The 22,302-nt window shown below is 70.3% G+C and carries 21 protein-coding genes; 12 read left to right on the forward strand and 9 right to left on the reverse strand.

Going from position 1 to position 22,302, the window contains the following annotated elements:
- Positions 1-83: 83 nt before the first annotated feature.
- On the forward strand, positions 84-1,220 hold the full coding sequence (locus tag OHA64_RS43895) for a glycoside hydrolase family 76 protein (protein WP_405622801.1): 1,137 nt from the start codon (positions 84-86) through the stop codon (positions 1,218-1,220).
- Between the two features lie 75 nt (positions 1,221-1,295).
- Here OHA64_RS43895 and OHA64_RS43900 read toward each other — a convergent pair whose 3' ends face one another.
- The 6 genes from OHA64_RS43900 to OHA64_RS43925 all read right to left on the reverse strand — a co-directional run bounded on the left by OHA64_RS43900 (position 1,296) and on the right by OHA64_RS43925 (position 6,720).
- Positions 1,296-2,453 (reverse strand): acyl-CoA dehydrogenase family protein, encoded by a 1,158-nt coding sequence (locus OHA64_RS43900; RefSeq protein ID WP_405622802.1) that lies wholly within the window; start codon positions 2,451-2,453, stop codon positions 1,296-1,298.
- A gap of 61 nt (positions 2,454-2,514) precedes the next feature.
- Positions 2,515-3,033, reverse strand: a complete 519-nt coding sequence (locus tag OHA64_RS43905; protein WP_405622803.1) for a DoxX family protein — start codon at positions 3,031-3,033, stop codon at positions 2,515-2,517.
- Positions 3,030-3,941 carry an SDR family NAD(P)-dependent oxidoreductase gene (locus tag OHA64_RS43910; protein WP_405622804.1) on the reverse strand — a complete coding sequence of 304 codons (912 nt, stop codon included), beginning with the start codon at positions 3,939-3,941 and terminating at the stop codon, positions 3,030-3,032. Before OHA64_RS43910 ends, OHA64_RS43905 begins: the two co-directional genes overlap by 4 nt.
- 23 nt (positions 3,942-3,964) lie before the next feature.
- The gene (locus OHA64_RS43915; RefSeq protein ID WP_405622805.1) at positions 3,965-5,119 is read right to left on the reverse strand and encodes a CaiB/BaiF CoA transferase family protein; all 1,155 of its coding nucleotides are present in this window, start codon (positions 5,117-5,119) and stop codon (positions 3,965-3,967) included.
- 64 nt (positions 5,120-5,183) lie between these two features.
- Positions 5,184-5,963 (reverse strand): enoyl-CoA hydratase/isomerase family protein, encoded by a 780-nt coding sequence (locus OHA64_RS43920; RefSeq protein ID WP_405622806.1) that lies wholly within the window; start codon positions 5,961-5,963, stop codon positions 5,184-5,186.
- Between the two features lies 1 nt (position 5,964).
- Positions 5,965-6,720, reverse strand: a complete 756-nt coding sequence (locus tag OHA64_RS43925; RefSeq protein ID WP_405622807.1) for an SDR family NAD(P)-dependent oxidoreductase — start codon at positions 6,718-6,720, stop codon at positions 5,965-5,967.
- A gap of 85 nt (positions 6,721-6,805) precedes the next feature.
- Here OHA64_RS43925 and OHA64_RS43930 point away from each other — a divergent pair, with 85 nt between their 5' ends.
- From OHA64_RS43930 to OHA64_RS43975, 10 genes are all read left to right on the forward strand, one after another.
- On the forward strand, positions 6,806-7,948 hold the full coding sequence (locus OHA64_RS43930) for an acyl-CoA dehydrogenase family protein (protein WP_405622808.1): 1,143 nt from the start codon (positions 6,806-6,808) through the stop codon (positions 7,946-7,948).
- Positions 7,949-8,034: 86 nt separating this feature from the next.
- Entirely contained in the window at positions 8,035-9,525 is a 1,491-nt protein-coding gene (locus OHA64_RS43935) for an aldehyde dehydrogenase family protein (protein ID WP_405622809.1), read from the forward strand.
- Between the two features lie 46 nt (positions 9,526-9,571).
- A complete protein-coding gene (locus tag OHA64_RS43940; protein ID WP_405622810.1) occupies positions 9,572-11,146 on the forward strand; it encodes an AMP-binding protein in 1,575 nt (524 codons plus the stop codon).
- Positions 11,147-11,150: 4 nt separating this feature from the next.
- Positions 11,151-12,302: a thiolase family protein gene (locus OHA64_RS43945; RefSeq protein ID WP_405622811.1), complete on the forward strand. Its 1,152-nt coding sequence runs from the start codon at positions 11,151-11,153 to the stop codon at positions 12,300-12,302.
- A complete protein-coding gene (locus OHA64_RS43950) occupies positions 12,299-12,694 on the forward strand; it encodes a Zn-ribbon domain-containing OB-fold protein (protein ID WP_405622812.1) in 396 nt (131 codons plus the stop codon). The genes OHA64_RS43945 and OHA64_RS43950 overlap by 4 nt, the downstream gene beginning before the upstream one ends.
- Before the next feature lie 237 nt (positions 12,695-12,931).
- Positions 12,932-15,292, forward strand: a complete 2,361-nt coding sequence (locus OHA64_RS43955; RefSeq protein WP_405622813.1) for a nitrate- and nitrite sensing domain-containing protein — start codon at positions 12,932-12,934, stop codon at positions 15,290-15,292.
- Between the two features lie 2 nt (positions 15,293-15,294).
- A complete protein-coding gene (locus OHA64_RS43960) occupies positions 15,295-15,723 on the forward strand; it encodes a roadblock/LC7 domain-containing protein (RefSeq protein WP_405624365.1) in 429 nt (142 codons plus the stop codon).
- A gap of 17 nt (positions 15,724-15,740) precedes the next feature.
- Positions 15,741-16,109, forward strand: a complete 369-nt coding sequence (locus tag OHA64_RS43965; RefSeq protein WP_392666164.1) for a DUF742 domain-containing protein — start codon at positions 15,741-15,743, stop codon at positions 16,107-16,109.
- A complete protein-coding gene (locus OHA64_RS43970) occupies positions 16,090-16,692 on the forward strand; it encodes a GTP-binding protein (protein ID WP_405622814.1) in 603 nt (200 codons plus the stop codon). The genes OHA64_RS43965 and OHA64_RS43970 overlap by 20 nt, the downstream gene beginning before the upstream one ends.
- 85 nt (positions 16,693-16,777) lie before the next feature.
- The gene (locus tag OHA64_RS43975; protein ID WP_405622815.1) at positions 16,778-17,560 is read left to right on the forward strand and encodes a FadR/GntR family transcriptional regulator; all 783 of its coding nucleotides are present in this window, start codon (positions 16,778-16,780) and stop codon (positions 17,558-17,560) included.
- Between the two features lie 666 nt (positions 17,561-18,226).
- Here OHA64_RS43975 and OHA64_RS43980 read toward each other — a convergent pair.
- The 3 genes from OHA64_RS43980 to OHA64_RS43990 are packed head-to-tail and all read right to left on the reverse strand — an operon-like array spanning position 18,227 to position 21,177.
- Positions 18,227-19,249 (reverse strand): LLM class F420-dependent oxidoreductase, encoded by a 1,023-nt coding sequence (locus OHA64_RS43980; RefSeq protein ID WP_405622816.1) that lies wholly within the window; start codon positions 19,247-19,249, stop codon positions 18,227-18,229.
- Entirely contained in the window at positions 19,246-20,388 is a 1,143-nt protein-coding gene (locus OHA64_RS43985) for an acyl-CoA dehydrogenase family protein (protein WP_405622817.1), read from the reverse strand. Before OHA64_RS43985 ends, OHA64_RS43980 begins: the two co-directional genes overlap by 4 nt.
- Positions 20,389-20,391: 3 nt before the next feature.
- A complete protein-coding gene (locus OHA64_RS43990; RefSeq protein WP_405622818.1) occupies positions 20,392-21,177 on the reverse strand; it encodes an enoyl-CoA hydratase/isomerase family protein in 786 nt (261 codons plus the stop codon).
- A 115-nt stretch (positions 21,178-21,292) separates the two neighbouring features.
- On the opposite strand from OHA64_RS43990, the gene OHA64_RS43995 reads away from it, so the two are divergent.
- Positions 21,293-22,186 (forward strand): crotonase/enoyl-CoA hydratase family protein, encoded by an 894-nt coding sequence (locus tag OHA64_RS43995; RefSeq protein ID WP_405622819.1) that lies wholly within the window; start codon positions 21,293-21,295, stop codon positions 22,184-22,186.
- The last annotated feature ends 116 nt before the right edge of the window (positions 22,187-22,302 follow it).

Here is a 22,302-nt window from a genome sequence, read left to right on the forward strand (position 1 = left end):
CCGGAGCCCTTCCCCTCTCAGGTCTCGCCAGCCGATCCACGCATCGGCACCCCGGCATCACCCTCCGGCAAGGAGTATGCGACATGCCCGAACGGATCCGAAGACTCTGCATGACCACCGGCAGCGCCGCCTGCGCTGCGATCCTCTGCCTGGTGGGCACCGCGGTGCCCGCCCAGGCTGTGGCCGGCTCCACCCCCGGTGGCGCGGCAGCCGGCCGCGCCAAGGCAACGGCGGCCGTGGACGCGATGATGGGCTTCTACGACCAGGACACCGGGCGCTGGGACCCGGACTCTCCGTGGTGGCAGTCGGGAAACGCCCTCCAGGCGCTGCTCGACTACATGGCGAAGACCGGCTCGCGTACGTACCTGCCGGAGGTCAGGAACACCATCGCGCTCCAGCGCCGGCCTCTGGACTGGTGGCCCCAGGGCGGTGGTGAATTCCGGGCGGACTCCACCGACGACACCGGCTGGTGGGCACTCGCCATGGTGCGCATGTACGACCTCACCCGCGACAAGCAGTACCTGGACATCGCGCGGACCGACGAGGCCTACATGCGCCAGAACGGGGACGACACCTGTGGCGGCGGCATCTGGTGGGACCTGCCCGGAAAGACGTACAAGAACGCGATCAGCAACGAGCTGTACTTCAAGCTCGTCGCGTCCCTGCACAACCGGATCCCGCGGGACACCGTGTATCTGGACCGCGCCCGCCAGTCGTGGAAGTGGTTCAGTGGCAGCGGCATGATCAACGACGACCACCTCGTCAACGATGGTCTGAACACACAGAGCGGTGGCTGTGCCAACAACGGCGGTACCACCTGGACGTACAACCAGGGCGTGGTCCTGGGCGGCCTGGCCGAGCTGTACCGCGGCACCCACGATCGTCAACTGCTCACCGCGGGCCGGAAGATCACTGACGCGGTGATCGCCAGTCCGGCGCTGTCCCCGAACGGGATCCTGACGGAGACCTGCGAGCCGGCCGGTGGCTGCAACGCCGACCAGTCCTCGTTCAAGGGCGTCTTCGCGCGCAACCTCGCCGAGCTGGACGCCGTGCTTCCCGGGCGCCCCTATCGGGCCTACCTCGACGCGCAGGCCCGCTCGGCCTACGCGCACGATCGCAACAGTGCCAATCAGTACGGGCTGAGCTGGGCGGGGCCCTTCGACAGTGCCGCCATCGGCCGTCAGGAGTCCGCGGTGTCGCTGCTCACCGCGGTTCTGTGACCACGACCTGCACGACGGGACACGCCTTGGCAGGTCCTGCGTTCGGCACGGTCCGAACGCAGGACTTCCGGTCCGTCAGGCCCGCGCCGCGTCCCCCAGCAGCGCCTTCGCGATGATGACCTGCTGGACCTGGCTGGTGCCCTCGTAGATACGGAACAGCCGGGCGTCACGGTAGAAACGCTCGACGGCGACGCCGCGCATATAGCCTGCGCCTCCGTGGACCTGTACCGCCCGGTCCGCGACCCGCCACACCATCTCGCTCGCGAAGTACTTCGTGCAGGACGGACCGATCTTCGTGTCCTCGCCCGAGTCGAAGCGCCGGGCCGCCTCCAGGACCGTGGCGCGTCCGGCGTAGTAGTCGGTCATCGAGTCGGCGATCAGCCCCTGGACGAGCTGGAAGGAGCCGATGAGCTTCCCGGACTGCTTGCGGGTGCTCGCGTACGCCACGGACTCGTCGACCAGTCGCTCGGCCATGCCGACCATCAGAGCCGATATGTGCACCCGTCCGTGCGCGATGCAGCCCATCGCCGTGGAGAAGCCACGGTTCAGGCCGTCCGCGCCGCCGACGAGGGCCTCGGCCGGCACCCGGACGTCATCGAAGTACACGTCCGCCGTCCACGCGCCGAACTGGCCCATCTTGTGGTCCCGGGGAGCCACGGTGAGGCCCGGGGTGTCGGCCGGGACCAGGAAGGTGGAGATGCCGCGGGTGCGCGGGGCGTCGGGGTCGGTGCGGGCGAAGACCATGAAGACGTCGGCCAGGGGGGCGTTGGTGATGTAGCGCTTGGCGCCGTTGATCACCCAAGTGTCTCCGTCAAGATGGGCGCGTGTGGTCAGCGTCGACGGGTCCGAACCGGCTTCGGGTTCGGTCAGCGCGAACGACGCCAGGACGTCACCCGAGGCGATCCTCGGCAGCCACTGAGCCTTCTGCTCCTCGGTACCGCCGACCATCAGGACGTGCCCGGCGATGCCGTTGTTCGTCCCGAACATGGAACGCAGGGACGGGGTCGTGTACCCGAGCTCGAACATCAGCTGGGCTTCCTCGTACATCGACAGACCCAGCCCGCCGTACTCCTCGGGCAGCGCGAAGCCGAACAGCCCCATCTTCTTCGCCGCCTCGCGGATGTCCGCGGGCATCTCGTCCTTCTCGTCGATCTCCGTTTCGACCGGCACGACGCGTTCGCGGACGAAGCGCCGGACCTCTGACAGCACCGCGCTGAAGTCAGCCGCGTCCATGTCGACTCCTTGATGGATAGCCCTGATTGAACTCAGTGATCTGTACTCGAGTGATCCGTACTCAGTGATCTGTCGGGGGTTCGTCCGGCTTCGGCTCGGGCCGGTAGCACATGGCCAGCAGCGCCGCCGCGCTCGCCGTGCCGAGGCCGGCGGCCAGCAACGCGGGCCCCGCGCCCGCGCGTCGGCAGCGCAGCAGCCCGTCGAGCGAGTACCGGCCGTTGCCGAGCGCCGCCAGCGCGACGGCCACGCCGCCCACCACACCGACGTACTCCCAGCCGCCCTTGAAGACGAAGAAGCCCTTGCCGCGGTGGTCGGTCCGCGCGGCCACGGTCATGAGACCGACGGCCGCCGCCGCGGGGAGGGGATTGGCGGCACCCAGGGTGATGCCCACCCCCGCCGCCATCTCGGTCCCGGCGGCCATCCGGGCGTGCACCTCGGCCGGCTTGAGGCCGAGTGCTTCGAACCAACCCGTCGTCCCTTCCAGTCCGCCCGGCCCGGCGACCTTGTTCCACCCGTGGGCGAAGAGCATCGGGCCGAGCGTCGCGCGCAGGACGAGAGCCGCCACGTCCTGGCCCTTCACTGGCCGACTCCCGTGGCCCGGCCCGCCGGGGCGACACCGTACAACTGCGGTACGGCCTCGACGAGTTCGTCGTATGTGAGGGCCTGCCCCGACTCGCTGGGGTGGACGGCGGCGACGGTCCAGCCCTGGAGCCGGTTCAGCCGGTTGCCCTCGATGCGCAGGACCTGGCCGGTGAGCCAGGCCGCGCTGTCGGAGGCCAGGTAGACGACGACTCCGGAGGCGTTGGCGGGATCGCGCGGGTCGAAGCCGTCGACGGCCTGGAGGGACGCGCCGACGGACAGCCCGTCCGTCATCCGGGTGGCCGCGATCGGCGAGACGGCGTTCGCGGTGACGCCGTACTTGCGCATCTCCAGGGCGGTGAGGACGGTGAGCCCGGCTATTCCGGCCTTCGCGGCCCCGTAGTTGGACTGGCCCTGATTGCCGAACAGGCCGGTCCCGGAGGTCGTGTTGATCACGCGGCCGGCGACTCGCTCGCCCCGCTTCGACGCCTCGCGCCAGTACGCGCACGCGTGCCGGGTAAGCGCGAAGGTGCCCTTCAGATGCACCGCGATGACGGTGTCGAACTCGGCCTCGGTCATCGAGAACAGCATGCGGTCACGCACGATGCCCGCGTTGTTCACGACGATGTCGAGGCGGCCGAACTCCGCGACGGTGTCCGCGACCATGGTCTCGGTCGCCGCCCAGTCGGTCACCGAGGAGTGGTTGGCGATCGCCCGGCCCCCGAGCTTGGTGATCTCGGCGGCGACCTCGTCGGCGGGGGAGTCACCGGTCTGCTCGCCGTGTATGCCCGAGCCGAGGTCGTTCACCACCACCGTCGCGCCGGCCTCGGCGAGCGCCAGACAGTGCGCCCGGCCCAGCCCTCTGCCACCGCCGGTGACGATGGCGACCTTGTCGTCGAGGATGCCCACGCCGTACCTCCAGATGTATGAGTTCAGTTGAGTTCGCGGAGCACTTCGTCGGTGTGCTCGCCGAGCGTCGGCGCCCCGCCGCGCGGCTTCTCGTCGGCGCCCCAGAAGGCGACGGGTGTGGCCACCGTCCGCAGCGGCGGCGCGTCACCCATGCCCGGCTGTTCGACGAACGCCCCGACCGCCTCCGCCTGCGGATCGGCCGCGACCTCCGCCAGGGTCTGCACGGGTGCCCACCACACGCCCTCGGCGTCGAAGCGCTCGGCCCACTCGTCCAGCGGACGCTTGGCGAACTCCTCGTCGAACGCGGCGATCAGCTCACGTACGTGGCCGCGCCGGGCCTTGCCGGTCGCGAACCGCTCGTCGGTCGCCAGGTCCTCGCGGCCCAGCGCCTTGACGACGCCGGGCCAGTGCCGGTTGCCCTCCAGGCCGACCAGCCAGAACCAGCGGTCGTCGGCCGCCCGGTAGGAGTTGTAGAGCGGGGACTCGTGCTCGGTGCGGTGGCGGGTACGGCCGCGCTTGCCGAAGAAGTTCTGCAGCGCGAGGTCGTTGCCGTTGGCGTAGGTCCCGGATCGCAGCAGCGACACGTCGACCACCCCGCCCTCGCCGGTGCGTTCGCGTCGCAGCAGCGCGGCCAGCACGCCGGCGACCAGGTTGGCCGCGGCCGTACGGTCGCCGAGGCCGGGCCGGATCCCGGGTGGTGGCTCCCCGGCCGGGTTGAGCATGGCGGCGATGCCGGGACGGGCCCAGAACGCCGAGACGTCGTACCCGGCGCGGTCGCGTTCGGCGCCCGTCCAGCCGTAACCCGTCAACGTGCCGACGACCAGGCGGGGATGCCGGGCCCGCAGCTCGTCCGGCGCGAGGCCCAGCCGCTCCAGGGCGCCCGGGCGAAGGTTGGTGACGAACACGTCGGCGCGTTCCAGCAGCCGCTCCAGTACGTCCTTGCCGTCCTGAGAGCGCAGGTCGAGGACGATCCCGCGCTTGCCGCGGTTGTCGGTCTCGAACGGGGGCGCGCTGTCGATGTCCTGCCCGACGTGCTTGAGCGTGTACCGGTTGGGGTCGCCGGTCGGCGCCTCCACCTTCACCACGTCCGCTCCCCAGTCGGCGAGCATGGTGGCCGCGGCCGGTGCCGCCACCCACATGCCCAGCTCGACTACGGAATAGCCCTCCAGTGGCCGCACGGCCCACCTCCAGATCTGTCGGGCGCTTGTCGCCTGCTACAACGCCGCGGAACTTGTACGCCTGCTACACGCCGCGGAAGTCGCCCGGGCGGCGTTCCCGGAAGGCCTTGAGTCCCTCGGCCCGGTCCTCGGTGGAGAACAGCACGGAGACGGTCTCGCGCTCGTACGCGATGGCCGCCTCCAGGTCCATGCCGAGCCCGTAGTCGATCAGTCGCTTGCCCGCCGCGAGGGCCAGCGGGGCCCCGGCCGTCAGCTTCGCGGCCAGGGCTTCGGCTGCCTTCAGGGCGCCGCCGGGCTCGGCCAGTTCGTTGACGAGCCCGAGCGCGTGAGCCCGCTCCGCGTCGATCGGCTCGCCGGTGAGGATCATCTGCTTCGCGACGGCCGGCGGTACGAGGCGGGGCAGCCGCTGTGTGCCGCCCGCGCCCGGCAGGACGCCGAGCTTCATCTCCGGCAGCCCGAGCCGGGTGCCACGCTCCGCCACCCTGAGGTCGCAGGCGAGCGCCAGTTCCAGACCGCCCCCGAAGGCGAACCCGTGGACGGCGGCGACCGAGGGCTTGGGGAAGTCCTCCAGGAGCGCGAACGTCTCGGTCAGGCGACCCACGAAGGCACGGAACTGCCCGGGTGTCGTGCAGGACTCGATCTCACCGATGTCGGCGCCGGCCGAGAAGGCCCGTCCCGCGCCGGTCAGGACCAGCGCACGTACGTCGTCGTTGTCGCGGACGTCGTCCAGCGCCTGGGTGAGCTGTTCCATGGTCCGGGAGCCGAGGGCGTTGAGCTGTCCCGGCCGGTCCAGTGTCAACACGGCTATTTTGTCGCGGAGTTCGACCCGCAGCACGGCGCTCACCTCAGACCATCGTGAGTCCGCCGCTGACCGAGAGCGTCTGCCCGGTCATGTAGGCGGCGCCGTCGGACGCGAGGAAGACCACCACGTCGGCGATCTCGGAGGGCTGGGCGACGCGGCGTAGCGGGATCGCCCGCACGGTCGCGTCGTACATCTTCTGGCTGTACTCGGCGACCTGCCCGAGCAGCGCGGTGTCGGTCGGGCCGGGGCAGACGCTGTTCACGGTGATGCCGTGCCGGGCGACCTCGCGGGCCAGCGCCTTGCCGAAGGCGATGATCCCGCCCTTCGTCGCGGAGTACACGACCTCGCCCGACGAGCCGACCCGGCCGGCGTCCGAGGCGATGTGCACGATCCGGCCCCCGCCACGCTCGATCATGGAGTCCAGTACCGCCCGGGTCACCGAGATGGTGCCGCGCAGGTTGACGTCGATGATCCGGTCCCAGGTCTCCTCGGTGCTGTCGACGAAGCGGCCGATCACGTCGATGGCCGCGTTGTTGACCAGCACCTCCACCGGGCCGAGCTCGGTGGTCACCTGTGCCACCGCGTCGCGCACGGCCGCGCTGTCGGAGATGTCCGCGCCGACGGCCGCCGAGCGCACCCCGTACTGTTCCGTGAGCCGGGCGGCGACCTTTCCGGCCGCTTCCGTGTCCACGTCGCAGACGGCGACCGCGGCCCCCTGGGTGGCGAGTCGGTCGGCGATCGCCTCGCCGATGCCGCGGCCCGCTCCGGTGACGAGTGCCACCTTGTCCCGTACGCTCACGCGCCCTCCCTCGCCCAGATCCCGATACAGCGCTATCGTATAACTACTTCAGCTAAATAAGCGAGATGCGTGAGCGGAGTCGAGCATGCGCCGAACGATCTTCACCGAGGAACACGAGCTGTTCCGCGAGACCGCCCGCACGTTCTACCTGCGCGAATGCGCCCCGTATGCCGAGCAGTGGGAGCGCGACGGCCAGGTGAGCCGGGCCGCGTGGGCGGCGGCGGGCAAGGCCGGACTCATCGGCTGGCAGTTCCCGGAGGAGTACGGCGGCCAGGGCATCCGGGACTTCCGCTACAACGCGATCATGGCGGAGGAGATGGCGGCGACCAGCTCGGTCGGTATCGGGCTGGGGCTGCAGAACGACGTCATCCCGCCCTATCTGATGAACCTCACCACACCTGAGCAGAAGGCCCGCTGGCTGCCCGGTGTCGTCAGTGGCGAGACGATCTGCGCGCTCGCCCTGTCCGAGCCCTCGGCCGGGTCGGACCTCAAGGGCCTGCGCACCACCGCTCGCCGGGACGGCGACGAGTGGGTGATCGACGGGTCCAAGACGTTCATCACCAACGGCATCCTGGCCGACCTGGTCGTCGTCGCCTGCAAGACCGACCCGGACGCCGGCCACAAGGGCATCAGCCTGATCGTCGTGGAGCGCGGCGCCGAGGGCTTCGAACGCGGACGCAAGCTCGACAAGGTCGGGATGAAGGCCCAGGACACCGCCGAGCTCTTCTTCCACGAGGTCCGCGTCCCCGCCGAGAACCTCATCGGACAGGAGGGGCGCGGCTTCTATCACATGATGGGCAACCTCCCGACCGAACGGCTCGCCATCGCCGTGTCCTCGCTCGCGGCTGCCGAGCGGGCCTACGCGCTGGCGCTGGAGTACGCCAAGACCCGTACGGCCTTCGGGCAGCCCATCGGGGAGTTCCAGGCCAACAGGTTCGCGCTCGCCGACATCAGGGCCAAGCTGAACGTGGCCCGGGTCTACGTGGACGGCTGCATCATGGCCCTCTTCCAGGGGGAGCTGACGGCCGACGAGGCCGCGGCCGCCAAGTACTGGACCTCGGAGACCGGCTGGGAGGTCATCGACCGCTGCATGCAGCTCTTCGGCGGCTACGGCTACGTCAACGAGTACGAGATCGCACGCATCTGGCGGGACAGCCGGGTGCAGCGGGTCTTCGGCGGGACCTCGGAGATCATGCTGGAGATCATCGGGCGGTCGCTCGGGCTGTGACACCTGGTGTATCCATTCGCATTGACTGCTTTGGATAAATAGGTTAGCTATTTAAGCGAGATGTGAAGCTGCTCGAGGAGGCACCCGTGGTCACGGTCGATGTGAAGCTGCACCAGGACAGAGCGGAGCACGACCTGCCGCAGCCGCGGCTGGTCATCGGCGGCAAGGACCTCACCGACACCAGCGGCGGCCTCTACGAGCACCGCAACCCCGCGACCGGTCTGGTCCAGGCGCGCATTCCGCTCGCCGGGCCCACCGAGGTGGACCAGGCCGTCGCGGCCGCACGCCAGGCCTTCGAGGTGTGGGGCACCATGCGCCCCGCGGAGCGCCGCCGGCTGCTCACCCGCTTCGCCGGACTGCTGCGCGACCACATCCCCGACTTCGCGGCGATCTGCCCGCTGGAGAACGGCGTGTGCATCGGCGGCTGGGCGGAGAACGTCGGACCGCACGTCGCCGAGTGGACCGAGTACTACGCCGGCTGGGCCGACAAGATCGAGGGCATGGTCGGCGCGGCCTACAGCCCGCACGAGAATGTCGAGTACACCATCGCCGAGCCGTACGGAGTCATCGGCCACATCATCACCTGGAACTCGCCCGCGCTGTCGCTGGCGATGAAGGTCCCGCCGTCGCTCGCCGCCGGCAACACCGTGGTCATCAAACCGGCCGAGTCCACCCCGTTCTCAGCGCTGCTCTTCGCCGACCTGGCCCGCGAGGCGGGCATCCCCGAGGGTGTCATCAACGTCGTCACAGGGCTCGGCGACGCGGGATCGGCCCTGGTCACCCACCCCGGCGTCGACAAGATCTCCTTCACCGGAGGCCCCGCCACCGCGCGCCGCATCATGGCCGACGCGGCACTGAGCCTCAAGCCGGTGGTGTTCGAACTCGGCGGCAAGTCCGCCAACCTGCTCTTCGCCGACACCGACCTGGACACCGTCGTCCCGTACTGCGCCGCCTTCGCCATGAGCAACACCGGCCAGGGCTGCGCACTGCCCACCCGGCTGCTCGTGGAGCGCGCGATCTACAACGAGGTCATCGCCCGGGTCACCGGGGTGATCGCCCACCTGCCGGTCGGCGACCCGCTCGACCCGACGACGTACATCGGACCCCTCATCAACGAGGCCGCCCGCGACCGCGTCCAGGGCATGGTCGACAAGGCGGTCGAGGACGGTGCCGGCCGACTCGTGTACGGCGGCGAACGCATCGACTCCGACGGCTACTTCGTGACCCCGACCGTCTTCGCGGACGTCGACAACCGCAGCGACCTCGCCCAGCAGGAGGTCTTCGGCCCGGTCCTGGCCATCACCCCGTTCGACACCGAGGACGAGGCCGTCGCGCTGGCCAACGACAGCGAGTACGGCCTGTCCGCCTACATCCAGTCGCGTGACATCGCGCGCGTCAACCGCCTGGTGCCTCGCCTGAAGGCCGGGACGGTCTACGTCAACCCCGGCCCCAACCCGATCACCTCACCCGCCACGCCCTTCGGCGGTGTCGGCATGAGTGGATTCGGCCGGGAGGGCGGCAAGGCCGGTCTGGACGAGTTCATCAACGTCAAGGGTGTCGGCATCGGTCGCGTCTGACGACCCCTCAACCTTTCGAATTCTTCGAAGCTTTTGGAGCCACAGCATGCATTCCGCCCGCCGCCTGACGTTCGGCGACATCATCCGTGAGCACCGACGGTCCTTCCCCGACGGAGTAGCCCTCGTCGACGGCGACGTCCGGCTGACCTGGCCCCAGGTGGACGAGCGCACCAACCGGCTCGCCCACGCCCTCGCGGACGCGGGCGTCGGGTCCGGCGACCGCATCCTGTGGCTCGGCCAGAACTCGTACCGGATCTGGGAGCTCCTCGGCGCCGCCGCGAAGGTCGGCGCCATGGTCTGCCCCGGCTACTGGCGCTGGGCCGCCCCCGAGATGGCCTTCGCGGTCGAGGACTTCGACCCCAAGGTCGTCGTCTGGCAGGACGAGGAGATCGGCGACACGGTCGCCAAGGCACGAGCCGAACTCGGCAGCGACCACCGGGCGTTGTGGCTCCAGCACGACACCGAGGGACCCGGGTCGTACGAGTCCTTCCTGGCCTCCGGCTCACCCGAGGACCTGATCGCCGACGTCGACCCCGACGCCGCTCTCCTGGTCATCTACACCGCGGCGATCTCCGGCCGGCAGTCCGGCTCGATGCTCTCGCACCGCAACCTGCTCGCCATGGGGATGAGCGCCGCCTGGATGGGGGACATCGGCACGGAGACCGCCTTCCTCGGCGCCGGCCCCATGTTCCACATCGGCAACTACCAGTTCTGGGGCGTACCGGCCTTCGTCCACGGCGGCAAGAACGTGATCGTCCGCCGCGTGGTCGCCGAGGAGCTGCTCCCGCTCCTGGCGGCGGAGCAGTGCACCCACGCCTACCTGATGCCCCCGACCATCGCGCAACTCGTCGCGCTGAACCGGGAGGCCGGCCACGACCTCTCCCACCTGCGCGCGAGCGTCGCCGCCCCCCTGTGGCAGGGCACCGTCCCCACCGACACCAGCCGCTTCACCCGCAACGGCGGCGGTGAGGGCCGCGGCTACGGGCAGACCGAGGTGACCGGCTTCGCCGTGACCGGCGCCTACGGAGGCTCGGGCACCGGCAACGCGGGCCGCCCCGGCCCCTTCACCGCCGTACGCGTCCTGGACGGCACCGGCACGGAGTGCGCGGTCGGCGAGGCCGGTGAGATCTGTCTCCGCGGTGATCTCGTCCACCTCGGTTACTGGAACCGACCCGAGATCAACGAGGAACGCTTCCGCTTCGGCTGGTGGCACACCACCGACCTCGGCCGGCGCGAGAGCGACGGCACGATCAGCTTCCTCGGGACGACGACCCGCATGCTCAAGTCGGCCGCCGAGAACATCTTCCCGGCCGAGGTGGAGAACTGCATCGAGTCGCACCCCGCGGTGAAGGAGGCCGCCGTGATCGGCGTGCCGAACGAGCGCTGGGCCCAGGACGTCAAGGCCGTGGTCGTGCGCCGGCCGGGCGCCGAGCCGGTCACGGCTCAGGACGTCATCGAGCACTGCCGGGCGCGGATCGCCTCGTACAAGAAGCCGAAGACGGTCGAGTTCGTCGAGGCCCTGCCCCGCACCAAGGACTACGCCAAGGACTACGAGACGCTCGACGAGCGCTTCGGCGGGGGCGGCTATCCCGGCGGCGACACCCTCGGCGCGGGACGGTGACCTGGTGAACGGCCGCCAACCCGTCGTCGTCGGGGTGCACGCCACCGAACAGGCGCTGACACTGCCCGACCGCGACGCCATGGACCTCGCCCTCGAAGCGGTGCGCGGCGCGATCGCGGACGCCGGGCTCACCCCGGCCGACGTCGACGGCGCCCAGGTCGACTGGCCCGGCCCGGGCGGCGTACCCGGCGAGGGCAGCTCCTGGGCTCGCATGCTCGGCCGGGACCTGCGCTGGACCAGCGACTCGATGCTCGACAACGCCGGCTCGCGGGGCCTGCTGAAGGCGGCCGCCGCCATCAGCGCCGGATACGCGGACACCGTCGTCGTCGGCGGCTGCAAACTGGTCGCGCGCGGCGCGGGGCCCGTGGGTGCAGGGGTACCGCTGGAGTTCGCCGACGTGTGGGGCAGTTATGTCGTGGCCCAGTTCGCGTTGGTGGCGGCACGGCACATGCACGAGTACGGCACGACCCCCCGCCAGCTCGCGGAGGTCGCCGCCACCATCCGCAACAACGGCACCACCAACCCGGAAGCGATGATGTACGGCCGCGGCCCGTACACCGCCGAGGACGTGCTCGCCTCCCGAATGGTCGCCACGCCCTTCCACCTGCTGGACTGCTGCATCGTGGGCGAAGGCGGTGCGGCCCTCGTGGTGACCACCGCCGAACGGGCCCGCGACCTGCCGCACCCGCCCGTCGCCGTCCTCGGCGGCGGCATGGAGTACCACCAGGCCGCGTACGCCAACCCTGCGCTGCACCGCGAGGTCGGGCAGCTCGGCCGGGACGCCGCCAGTCGCGCCTACGCGATGGCCGACGTCAGTCCGCACGACGTGGACGTCTTCTCCCTCTACGACCCCAACTCCTTCGAAGTCATACGGCAGTTGGAGGCGCTCGGTCTGTGCGGCGAGGGCGAGGGCGGACCGCTCGCCGCCAGCGGTGCCATCGCCGTGGGCGGCAAGCATCCCGTCAATCCCGACGGCGGCTGTCTGTCGTACTCCTGGAACGGAACCCAGCAGATGACCCTCAAAGTCGTCGAGGCCGTACGGCAGTTGCGCGGAACCGCCGTGCACCAGGTCGAGGGTGCGGAGCTGGCGGTCGTCGGCAACGCCGGATCAGGCGCGCAGCACTACGAGATGAGCGTGCTGGGGAGGACGCGATGAGCCGGCCCGTACCCGTTCCCACCGAGCTGTCCGAGCGGTTCTGGGAAGCGGCCCAACGGGGCGACCTGGTCGTCCCGTACTGCCCGGCCTGCGACCTGCGCTTCTTCGTTCCCGAGCCCGCTTGTCCCGGGTGCATGGGGCCGGACTGGTGGTACGCGCCCAGCGCGGGCCGGGGAACCGTCTACTCGGTGACGGTGGTGCACCGCGCACCCGGCCCGGGCTTCGACACGCCCTTCGCGCTCGCCGTGATCGACCTCGACGACGGCGGCACCCTGCTCTCGCACGTCGACGCCGGCGATCCGGGCGCCGTCGTCATCGGCCTGCGTGTGCGCGTCGACTTCCGGCGCTTCACGGACGAGATCACCCTGCCGTATTTCGTGCCGGAGAGTTGATGCCACCGCTTGACCCATTGTTGTGAAAGTTTAGTGGGCTAAGTGTATTTAGATAGCGGTATCCAGGGATAGCATCGGCGCGTCATCGTGCGGGCCCATCGGAGCGGCCTGTCACTTGGAGCATCGCTGGGGACCTCAGTGGCAGTGCACGCGCGTGCGTCGAAGAGACATGACCCAAGGGGCAGCGGAACCCGGCGACAGCCGTCACTCCGCACGGTCCTGCTCATCCTGGCTCTGGTGCCGAGCGTGACCCTCGTGGCCCTGTGGCTGACGAGTTCCGCGCAGCTCTACACGGACTGGCAGAAGCAGAAGGACCGCAACGCGGCCTCCAACGCGGCGGCACGTCCGATCATGGCCGCCTTCTTCGACCTCCAGGAGGAACGGAGGCTCAGCGGCGCCGAATTGGCCGATCCTGAGGGCTACCAGAAAGCGTTGCGCGAGCAGCGCGCTCGTACCGACGCGGCCGTCACGAGCGTCCAGGAACTGCCCAACAGTAACTGGAGCGCTCCGGACGACATCCGCCGCAACGTCGTCCAGGTGGGCAGGAACCTGCGGAAACTGGCCGACTACCGGGCCGGGGTGGACCAGCGGACCGCCTCGCAGCAGCAGACGTTCGACCGCTACACGAGCCTCATCTCCAGCCAGTTGAACCTGTTCACCGTTCTGAGCCATGTCGGTCTGCCCAACATCGACTACCTCGCCAGGCCGGCCATCGACTCGGTCTGGGGCATGGAGATGATCTCGCGGGAGAGTGCGCTCTTCACCCGCGGCTCGGTGACCGGACGGCTGGGCGGCGCCGAACGTGGGCAGTTGGCCGGATGGATCGGCTCCCAGCGATTCCTCTACGACAACAAGATCGTGCCGCTCGTCCCGGACGACCAGGCCGCGCTGTACCGGAAGCTGATGGCGGGCGGCGCGTGGAAGCAGAAGACGACGGCCGAGCAGAACGTGCTGTCCGGCTCCTCCGGGACCGACCCGGACAAGTTCTCCAAGGGACTCGGCAAGACGTGGAACGACAGCGTCGGGCCGGTCGCCGCCCAGCTCCAGGAGCTCAACGCCGCCTACTCCGTGACCCTGACGACGGCCACCGAGAAGGAACTGCACACGATGGTGGAGCGGTTGATCTTCACCAGTGTGCTGGGCGCGGTGGCGGTGCTCCTGGTCGTGCTGGTCAGCGCGGTGCTCACCCGGACGCTGCGCCGCCGGATCTCCGCGCTGCGTGTCGCCGCCCTGGACCTGCAGACCCGGATGCCGGAGGTGGTCGAACGCCTGCGCAGCGGAGACGTCGTCGACCTGGACGCCGAACTCCCCGCGATCCAGCACGGCGACGACGAACTGGGCCAGCTGGGACAGGCGTTGAACCTCGCGCGCCACAGCGCGCTGGACACGACGATGGCGCAGGTGTCGCAGTTCCGCGGGTTCGAGAAGCTGCTCCAGCGCATCGCCCGGCGTACCCAGCTGCTCATCGGACTGCAGATGAAGAAGCTCAGTGAGCTGGAGCGCCGGCACGAGGATCCCGAGGTCCTGGAGGGCCTGTTCGACCTCGACCATCTGACCGCCAGGCTGCGGCGCTACGAGGAGAACCTGGTGATCCTCGGAGGAGGCCAGCCGCAGCGACGCTGGCGCAAGCCCGTCCTGCTGCTGGACGTGCTCCGCTCCGCACAGAGCGAGGTGCAGGACTACCGGCGGATCCAGATCGACGTCGAGGAGCGCGTGTGGCTGGCCGAGCGCGCGGTCGGCCTGGTGATCCACGTGCTCGCCGAACTAATGGAGAACGCGGTGGGCTTCTCGAGGCCGCCGACGCCGGTGGAGGTGTACGCCGCCCGGGTGGGGCGCGGTCTCGCGGTGGAGATCGAGGACCGCGGCGTGGGCATGGACCCCGAGCAGTACGACGAAGCCAACCGGCTGATGACCGAGCCGCCCCGCCTGGACGTGATGTCCCGGGCGGACGACGTCAGGCTCGGCCTCTACGTCGTCGCCCGGCTGGCGCGTGGCCTCGGCATCCATGTGGAGCTGCGCCCCTCCTCGTTCGGCGGTACCCGGGTGGTCGTCCTCATCCCGGACGAACTCGTCGTCGACGCTCCCGGGCGGACCGAGCCCACACCCGAGGGAGCCGACGCCGCCTGGCCGCCGGCCCACGACGTGGCCGTGGCGGACGTGCCCGGCATGGCGCACGGGACGGCCCAGGACGCGGACACGCTGGTGACCGGCCGCGGCGGTTCGCCCGTAGCGGCGGTTCCCCCTGATGACGTGTGGACCCGGCCGCCGCGTCCCCGCGGAGTGCCGCAGATGGCCGGTGCGCCGCGGTTGAACGGCGATGCGCGGGCGAGTGTCGCACCGGACGTACGACCGCTGCCCAAACGGGTGCGGCTGGCCAGCCTCGCCGACGAACTGCGGGACCCGGAGGCGGGCCTGCGGGCGCCCTCGACCGAAAAGCAGGCACCGGCCCGGCGGTCCGAGCCCGCCCGCTCCGGCGCGACGATCGGCGCCTTCCAACGCCAGTCGAGGATGGTCCGGCGCGATGCTCCCCCGAACGACCACGAACCCAGTGACGTGCTGCCGCAGCGTAGACGGATCCCGACGGAAGACTCACCATGACAATGCGAACGACCGCCACCCATCCGGACCTCGACTGGTTGCTGGACGGCCTGGTCGAACAGGTTCAGGGCACGCACCACGCCATCGTGCTGTCCGACGACGGGCTGGTGGTCAGCCAGTCCCGCACCATCGCCCGCGGGGACGCCGAGCGCCTCGCCGCCGTGGCCACCGGCCAGCAGAGTCTGGCCCGCGGGGTCGGGCAACTGTTCGGTGGCGGTTCGGTGCATCAGGTGATCGTCGAGATGACCGACCTGTGGCTGTTCATCTCCGCCGCGGGCCGCGGCACCCACCTCGCCGTCGTGGCCTCCCAGGAAGTCGACGCCGAGTTGATGGCCGTGGCCATGCACACCCTCATGCAGCAGGTGGGCCAGCGACTGAGTACCGAGGTACGCCGCTCAGCGCCCGTCGACAAGGGCGGTGTACGTGAGTGAGCCACTGGATGGACGGCCTGGAAGCGGGGGACGCTGAAGAGCTGTCGGTCAGGCCTTACACGATCACCCAGGGCCGGACAGCACCCGCGCGTGACGACCTCACTCTGATCACCCTCGTGACGACCGTCGAACCGGCGCCCGGCCGGGCCGGTCTGCGAGGCCTGCAACCCGAGCACCGCTCGATCCTCCAGCAGTGCCGCACACCTGCCGCGGTGGCGGAGATCGCCGCGGAACTGAACCTGCCCGTGGCGGTGACGAAGATCCTGATCGACGACCTGGTCGCGCTGGGCAGGGCGACAACCCGTCCACCGATCGCCGTAGCAGTAGGAAACACAATGGACATGACACTTCTTCGGGCGGTGAGGGATGGCCTTCGCAGACTCTGACCCCGCGGGCCGGGCCTACGACGGCTCGGCACCGGCGGCGGTCAAGATCCTTGTGGCCGGTGGTTTCGGCGTGGGCAAGACGACCCTGGTCGGGGCGGTGAGCGAGGTGGCGCCGCTGCGCACCGAGGAGTACCTGACCGTCGCGAGCGTGGGCGTCGACGACGTCGAGGGCATCGAGGGGAAGTCCACGACCACGGTGGCCATGGACTTCGGCCGCATCATGGTCAACCCCCGGCTTGTGGTCTACCTCTTCGGGACGCCCGGCCAGGAGCGCTTCTGGTTCATGTGGAACGACCTCGTGCACGGTGCGCTCGGTGCGGTGGTCATCGCCGACACCCGACGGCTGGAGTCCAGCTTCGCTTCCATCGACTTCTTCGAGAGCCGCGGCATCCCCTTCGTGATCGGCGTCAACTGCTTCCACGGCCGCCAGGAACGCGACGAGTGGGAGATCCGCGAAGCGCTGGACCTCGGCCCGGAAGTCCCCTTGGTGATGGGGGACATGCGGCAGCGGTCGGTCGGCCGCGATCTGCTGGTCGCGCTGGCCGAACATCTCATTGCCGCGAACTCGAACTCGGTAACCTAGTTCAATCAGTTATCTAGTAGAGTTGGCCGTCTACCCGGTGCTCGGGCTGTGTCCCGCACCTGTGGGTCGGACGGAGGTGGGCCCGGTGACGAGTACGGCGGGGCGGGGCGGTGGCGGTGTGAACGGTGTCAAGGTCCGCGTCCCCAAGATGGCCGAGCTGGTGGCGGCCCAGCTGCGCCGCAAGATCGTGCGCGGGGAGCTGGCCGAGGGCGAGGCGCTGCCCGCCGAGTCGGCGCTGATGGCGGAGTTCGCCGTGTCCCGGCCGACGCTGCGCGAGGCGTTCCGGGTACTGGAGTCGGAGTCGCTGATCAACGTGCGCCGCGGTGCCCGCGGCGGGGCGCGGGTGCAGGTCCCGGAAGGCACGGTGGCCGCGCGCTACGCGGGGGTGGTCCTGGAGTACCGGGGCACGACCCTCAAGGACGTCTACGACGCCCGTACGGTCATCGAGGCGCCGTGCGCCGGTCTGCTGGCCGAGCGTCGCACGGACCAGGACCTGGAGCGGTTGCGGGCCGCCGTCGCCGAGGCCGAGGGGCTCATGGACGACCCGTCGGCCTTCATCCGAGCCCACATGGAGTTCCACGCCCTCGTCGTCGAACTGGCGGGGAATGAGACGCTCAGCGTCCTCAACGGCATGGTCCGGCACATCATCGACCAGGCGAACTGGTCCCACGTCGACCTCGACGCCGGCAGTCCCGAGAACGTGCGGGCCAACCGCCGGGGCTTTCGCGCCCACGGCGCGCTGGTCGACCTGGTCGCCGCGCGCCGGACCGAGGCCGCCGAGGAACTGTGGCGCCTCCACCTCCAGGAGGCCGAGGACTACCTTCTTCAGAACAGGTCCATGACGACGGTCCTGGACCTGCTCGGCTGACCTTCGGTGACGCCGACGCCGACGCCGCGGCACGCGCGGGTGCTCATTGACCGGCGTCCGGTGGCGGCTGACGGCACCCGGCTCGGGCGCGCACCAAGCTCGCCGCGCCCTCGTGCCCGCCGACCGTACTCCCGTGACCAGGACCGGCAGTACCCAAAGGTCGCGGCAGGCGTGCGGCGAGAACGGCCGTATGTCTTCCTCCCGCTCGGGCTTCGACGTGCTCCTGGGAGCCCGGCGCGACCGTCGCCCAGCCCGTCGACGCGGACTTCACTGTGAGGGCCGGCCGTCGCGCCCGGGGATCGCGCCGCGAGTCACTCGCACGGCCGGCCGGGATCCCGGCCGGCCACGTCGGGCGCCTGGAACAGCCTGGAACAGCCTGGAACAGGGGCGGGCGGCGAACTCCTCCGCGCAGGTCGCCGGCACCGCGTCGCTCTGATCCGCATCGCGTCACCGTGGGGGCCGGGCCGTCGCGCCTCTCGGACCGCGGCCCCCGGGACCGTGCCGCGCCCCTGGTGTCTGACCCGTGAGGAACTCGCACGGTCGGCCGGAACCCGGCCGCCCCACGGCCGCCCCACGGCCGGCGCCTGGACAGGGACGGGCGCAGCGCCCCTCCGCCCAGGTCGCCGCCACCGCGCCGCTCTGCCCCGCACCGCCCGCCAGGCTCACTCAGCTGTCGCGCAGCTCCCGCACGATCGGCTCCCACACCTCCGCGTCGATCTCGTACGCCGTGTAGAACGACACCCGGTCGACCAGCGCCCCGTACCGGCGCCGGATCTCGGATGCCACCCGGTCGGGCTCGGCCACGACCGCGAAGGTGTCGAGCACCTCGTCGTCGACGAGCCGGCCCATCGCCTCCCACTTGTCCTCGCGGGCCGACTTCGACAACACGTTGAGTTCGTCGCCGAGTTCGCCCCAGCCGTGCAGCTCCAGCACGCCGCGATAGGCGGGCGTGCTGCCGTAGAAGGCGATCTGGCGACGCGTGCCGTCCACCGCGCGGGCCATCTCCTCCTCGGTGCGGCCGGTCGCGGTGAGCAGGAGATGGGAGACGGAGAAGTCGGCGCGGGTGCGACCGGAAGCCGCCAACCCCGTTTCCACCGTCGGCAGGGTGACCTCGCGCAGATACCGCTCGGTGGTGAAGCCGTGCGCGAGGAGTCCGTCCCCCACCTCGCCCGCGACCCGGGTCATGGCCTCCCCGACGGCGGCCACGAAGACCTTCGGCGGGCCGCCGGGGGCGGGCGGGGGAGAGAAGAACGGGGACATCAGCGTGTGCGAGTAGAAGTCGCCGCGGAAGTCGAGTTTCTCACCCTCGTTCCAGGACGCCCAGATGGCCCGCAGCGCGCTCACGTACTCCCGCATCCGGGCCGCGGGCCGGCTCCACGGCATCGAGAAGCGCCGCTCGATGTGCGGCTTGATCTGGCTGCCGAGGCCGAGAACGAAGCGCCCGCCGGAATAGCTCTGCAAGTCGTGTGCGGTGTACGCGAGTTGCATGGGGGAGCGGGCGAAGGCCACCGCGATGGCGGTACCCACCTCCAGCCGGTCGGTGTGCTCGGCCGCGAGCAGCAGCGGCAGGAAGGGGTCGTGCTTGGACTCGGAGGCCCACAGACCGTCATAGCCGGCCTTCTCGTGGTGCCGGGCCTCCTCGACCACCTCGGTGGTGCCCCACACATTGAGCTTGCCGTCGACCTTCATGCCGCTCCTTCGACTGTGACCGAGTCCAGACCGATGCGCTGTGCCAGCAGTTCCCGGTGGTACGCCGGGTCGCCGAACAGCAGTTGTGACGTCTTGGCCCGCTTGAGATACAGATGGGCCGGGTGCTCCCAGGTGAAGCCGATGCCGCCGTGCACCTGGATGTTCTGCTCCGTCGCCCGCAGACAGGCGTCCGAGCAGAAGGCCTTGGCCAGGCTCGCCACGGCGGACAGCTCCGGGTCCTCGCTCCCGGTGGCGAGCGACGCGTAGTGCGCGGCGGCACGCGCCGACTCCACCTCCAGGAGGACGTCGGCGAGAAGATGCTTCACGGCCTGGAAGGAGCCGATGGCCCGCCCGAACTGGTGCCGCACTTTGGCGTACTCCACGGCCATGTCGAGTGCCCGGGAGGCCACCCCGACCTGTTCGGCGGCCAGCGCCACCGCGGCCCGTTCGAGGACCTCCGAGACCAGCTCCCAGCCGCCGCGGTGCGTACGCAGCCGAGTCGCCGGTACGTCCTGGTAGTCGAGGCGTGCCTGTCGGCGGGTCGGGTCCATCGTGGGCAGCGGCTCACGGGACAGACCGGCCGCGTCGCCGTCCACCCAGAACACGCCTACGCCGTCGTCGGTACGGGCCACGGTGAGGACGACGTCGGCGCTGGCACCGTCGAGGACGAAGGTCTTGTGTCCCGTCAGCAGCCAACTCCCGTTGCTTTCACGGGCGGTGAGGCTGACACCCGCCGCGTCCCAGCGGGCGGAGTCCTCGGTCAGGGCCAGTGTCGCGACGAGCTCGCCGGAGGCCAGCCCCGGAAGCAGCCTCTTGCGGGCGTCCTCGTCGGCGCAGCGCAGCAGCGTGGTCGTCGCCAGCACGGCCGAGGAAAGGAACGGCGCGCACAACAGCGCCCGGCCCGTCTCCTCCAGCACCACGCCCACTTCGACCGGCCCGCACCCCGCCCCGCCGTACTCCTCGGGTACGGCCAGCCCCTGGAGGCCGAGTTCCGTCCCCATCCGGCGCCACAGTGCCCGGTCGAAGCCCTCCGGCGTCTCCATCAGACGGCGCACCTCGGTCTCGGGCGAGGTGTCCGCGAGGAACGCCCGTACGGTGCGCCGTAGTTCCTCCTGCTCGTCGCTCAAGGCGAAGTCCATGCCTCAGCCCTCCTCGGCGGCCCGGCGCCGGTTCCGCGACGCGATGATCTTCTCCACCACGGCGATGTGGTCCGGTGAGTGCATGGTGTCCCGCTCGGCCAGCAGGGCCGGTTCCAGCACCGTGGCGAGGGCCTGCTCCAGATGCAGGTTCACCGCCCGTTTGGTCTCGCGCAGTGCCTGGGCGGGAAGGGCGGCCAGCCGCCCGGCCAGGTCCATGGCCTCGTCCCTGAGCTTGTCCTTGGCGACCGCGCGGTTGGCGATGCCCAGCCTGACCGCTTCCTCGGCGCCGACCCGGTCGCCCAGGAAGAGCAGTTCCTTCGCGCGGGTCAGGCCGACGAGCAGAGGGAGGACGAGCGCGCCGCCGTCGCCCGCGACCAGCCCGACCTGCACGTGCGGGTCGGCCAGGTACGCGTCGTCGGCGATCAGTACGAGGTCGCTCAGCAGGGCCAGGCTGCAGCCGAGGCCGACGGCGGGCCCGTTGACCGCCGCGATCACCGGCAGCGGGCAGCGGATCATGCCCGTGATGAGCCGGCGGGCCTCGTCGACGTTCTGCTCGCGGAACGCGCTGTCGCGCTGAACACGGGTCATGATGTCGAAGTTGCCCCCGGCGCTGAACGCCCGGCCGCGGCCGGTCAGTACGACCACCCGGGCCTGTGGATCGTCGGCGACCGTGTCCCAGACCGACGCGAGCCCGGAGTGCAGCTCCTCGTTCATCGCGTTGAGCTGGTCGGGCCGATTGAGCTCGATCAGCCGGATCGGCCCGACGGCCGTCACCAAGAGGTCCGTCATCTCCACCGCCATCAGTCATGAACCAGTCAGTAGAGTTGAATGCTATAACTAATTAAGCTTTCTGGAAACCGACCCCGTGGAGTGACGGCGGTCCGTGGAGCGACGGAGGACGCGTATGCCGGAGCAGGAGTACGAGACCGTGCGGGCCGAGGTGGCGGACCGGATCCTCACCGTCACACTCGACCGGCCGGAGAAGCTGAACGCCTTCAGTCCACAGATGATGACCGACCTGCTGGACGTCCTGGACGCGGCCGACGCCGACGACGAGGTGCGGGTGATCGTGGTGACCGGTGCCGGGCGCGGATTCTGCGCGGGTGCCGACGTCAGCTCCGGAGGCTCGTCCTTCGACCATCGCACGGCGGGCGCCTGGCACCGGGACACCGGGGGCCGGGTGGCGCTGCGGATCTTCTCCAGCACCAAGCCGGTGATCGCGGCGATCAACGGGCCGGCGGCGGGCGTCGGGGCCAGCATGACCCTGCCCATGGACATCCGGCTGGCGTCGACCTCGGCGAAGTTCGGCTTCGTCTTCGCGCGCCGAGGAATCGTGCCGGAGTCGGCGGCGGCTTGGTTCCTGCCGAGGGCCGTGGGGATGCAGCGGGCCATGGAGTGGGTGGCGACCGGCAGGATCTTCGGGCCGGACGAGGCCCTGGCGGCAGGGCTGGTCCGGTCCGTCCATCCGCCCGAGGAACTGCTGCCGGCGGCGTACGAGCTCGCGCGTGAGATCGCCGAGAACACCTCCGCGATCTCGGTCGCCCTGGCGCGCCAGATGATGTGGCGGATGCTCGGCGAGCCCCACCCGATGACCGCGCACCGGCTCGACTCGCGGATCATGAGTCAGATCGGCGGCGGACCCGACCCGGTGGAGGGTGTCGAGTCGTTCCTCGCCAAGCGACCGCCGAAGTTCCCGGGCCGGGTCAGCGAGGACATGCCTCCCCTCTACCCCTGGTGGCAGGAGGAGGGGTTCCGCCCCTTCGGGGAACCGGAACCGGATCTTGGGGGAGTGGAGTGATCCGGTACGGCCTCGGGACCGGACCTTCTGACCCGAAACGAGGAGATGCGGACGAAACATTGTCGTAGTTTGCTCGAAGTGTTAGCGTCCGGTCGGCGGACATTCAGCTGAATGCG

This window comes from Streptomyces sp. NBC_00076, from assembly GCF_045041235.1.
Taxonomy (GTDB): Bacteria; Actinomycetota; Actinomycetes; order Streptomycetales; family Streptomycetaceae; genus Streptomyces.

Bases quoted from the DNA above. Each gene is read 5' to 3' on its own strand.
- OHA64_RS43995 (WP_405622819.1), top strand. From the start codon at position 21,293: ATGCCGGAGCAGGAGTACGAGACCGTGCGGGCCGAGGTGGCGGACCGG.
- OHA64_RS43960 (WP_405624365.1), top strand. From the start codon at position 15,295: ATGCGAACGACCGCCACCCATCCGGACCTCGACTGGTTGCTGGACGGC.
- OHA64_RS43985 (WP_405622817.1), bottom strand. From the start codon at position 20,388: ATGGACTTCGCCTTGAGCGACGAGCAGGAGGAACTACGGCGCACCGTA.
- OHA64_RS43990 (WP_405622818.1), bottom strand. From the start codon at position 21,177: ATGACGGACCTCTTGGTGACGGCCGTCGGGCCGATCCGGCTGATCGAG.
- OHA64_RS43950 (WP_405622812.1), top strand. From the start codon at position 12,299: ATGAGCCGGCCCGTACCCGTTCCCACCGAGCTGTCCGAGCGGTTCTGG.
- OHA64_RS43930 (WP_405622808.1), top strand. From the start codon at position 6,806: ATGCGCCGAACGATCTTCACCGAGGAACACGAGCTGTTCCGCGAGACC.
- OHA64_RS43940 (WP_405622810.1), top strand. From the start codon at position 9,572: ATGCATTCCGCCCGCCGCCTGACGTTCGGCGACATCATCCGTGAGCAC.
- OHA64_RS43900 (WP_405622802.1), bottom strand. From the start codon at position 2,453: ATGGACGCGGCTGACTTCAGCGCGGTGCTGTCAGAGGTCCGGCGCTTC.
- OHA64_RS43980 (WP_405622816.1), bottom strand. From the start codon at position 19,249: ATGAAGGTCGACGGCAAGCTCAATGTGTGGGGCACCACCGAGGTGGTC.
- OHA64_RS43970 (WP_405622814.1), top strand. From the start codon at position 16,090: ATGGCCTTCGCAGACTCTGACCCCGCGGGCCGGGCCTACGACGGCTCG.
- OHA64_RS43895 (WP_405622801.1), top strand. From the start codon at position 84: ATGCCCGAACGGATCCGAAGACTCTGCATGACCACCGGCAGCGCCGCC.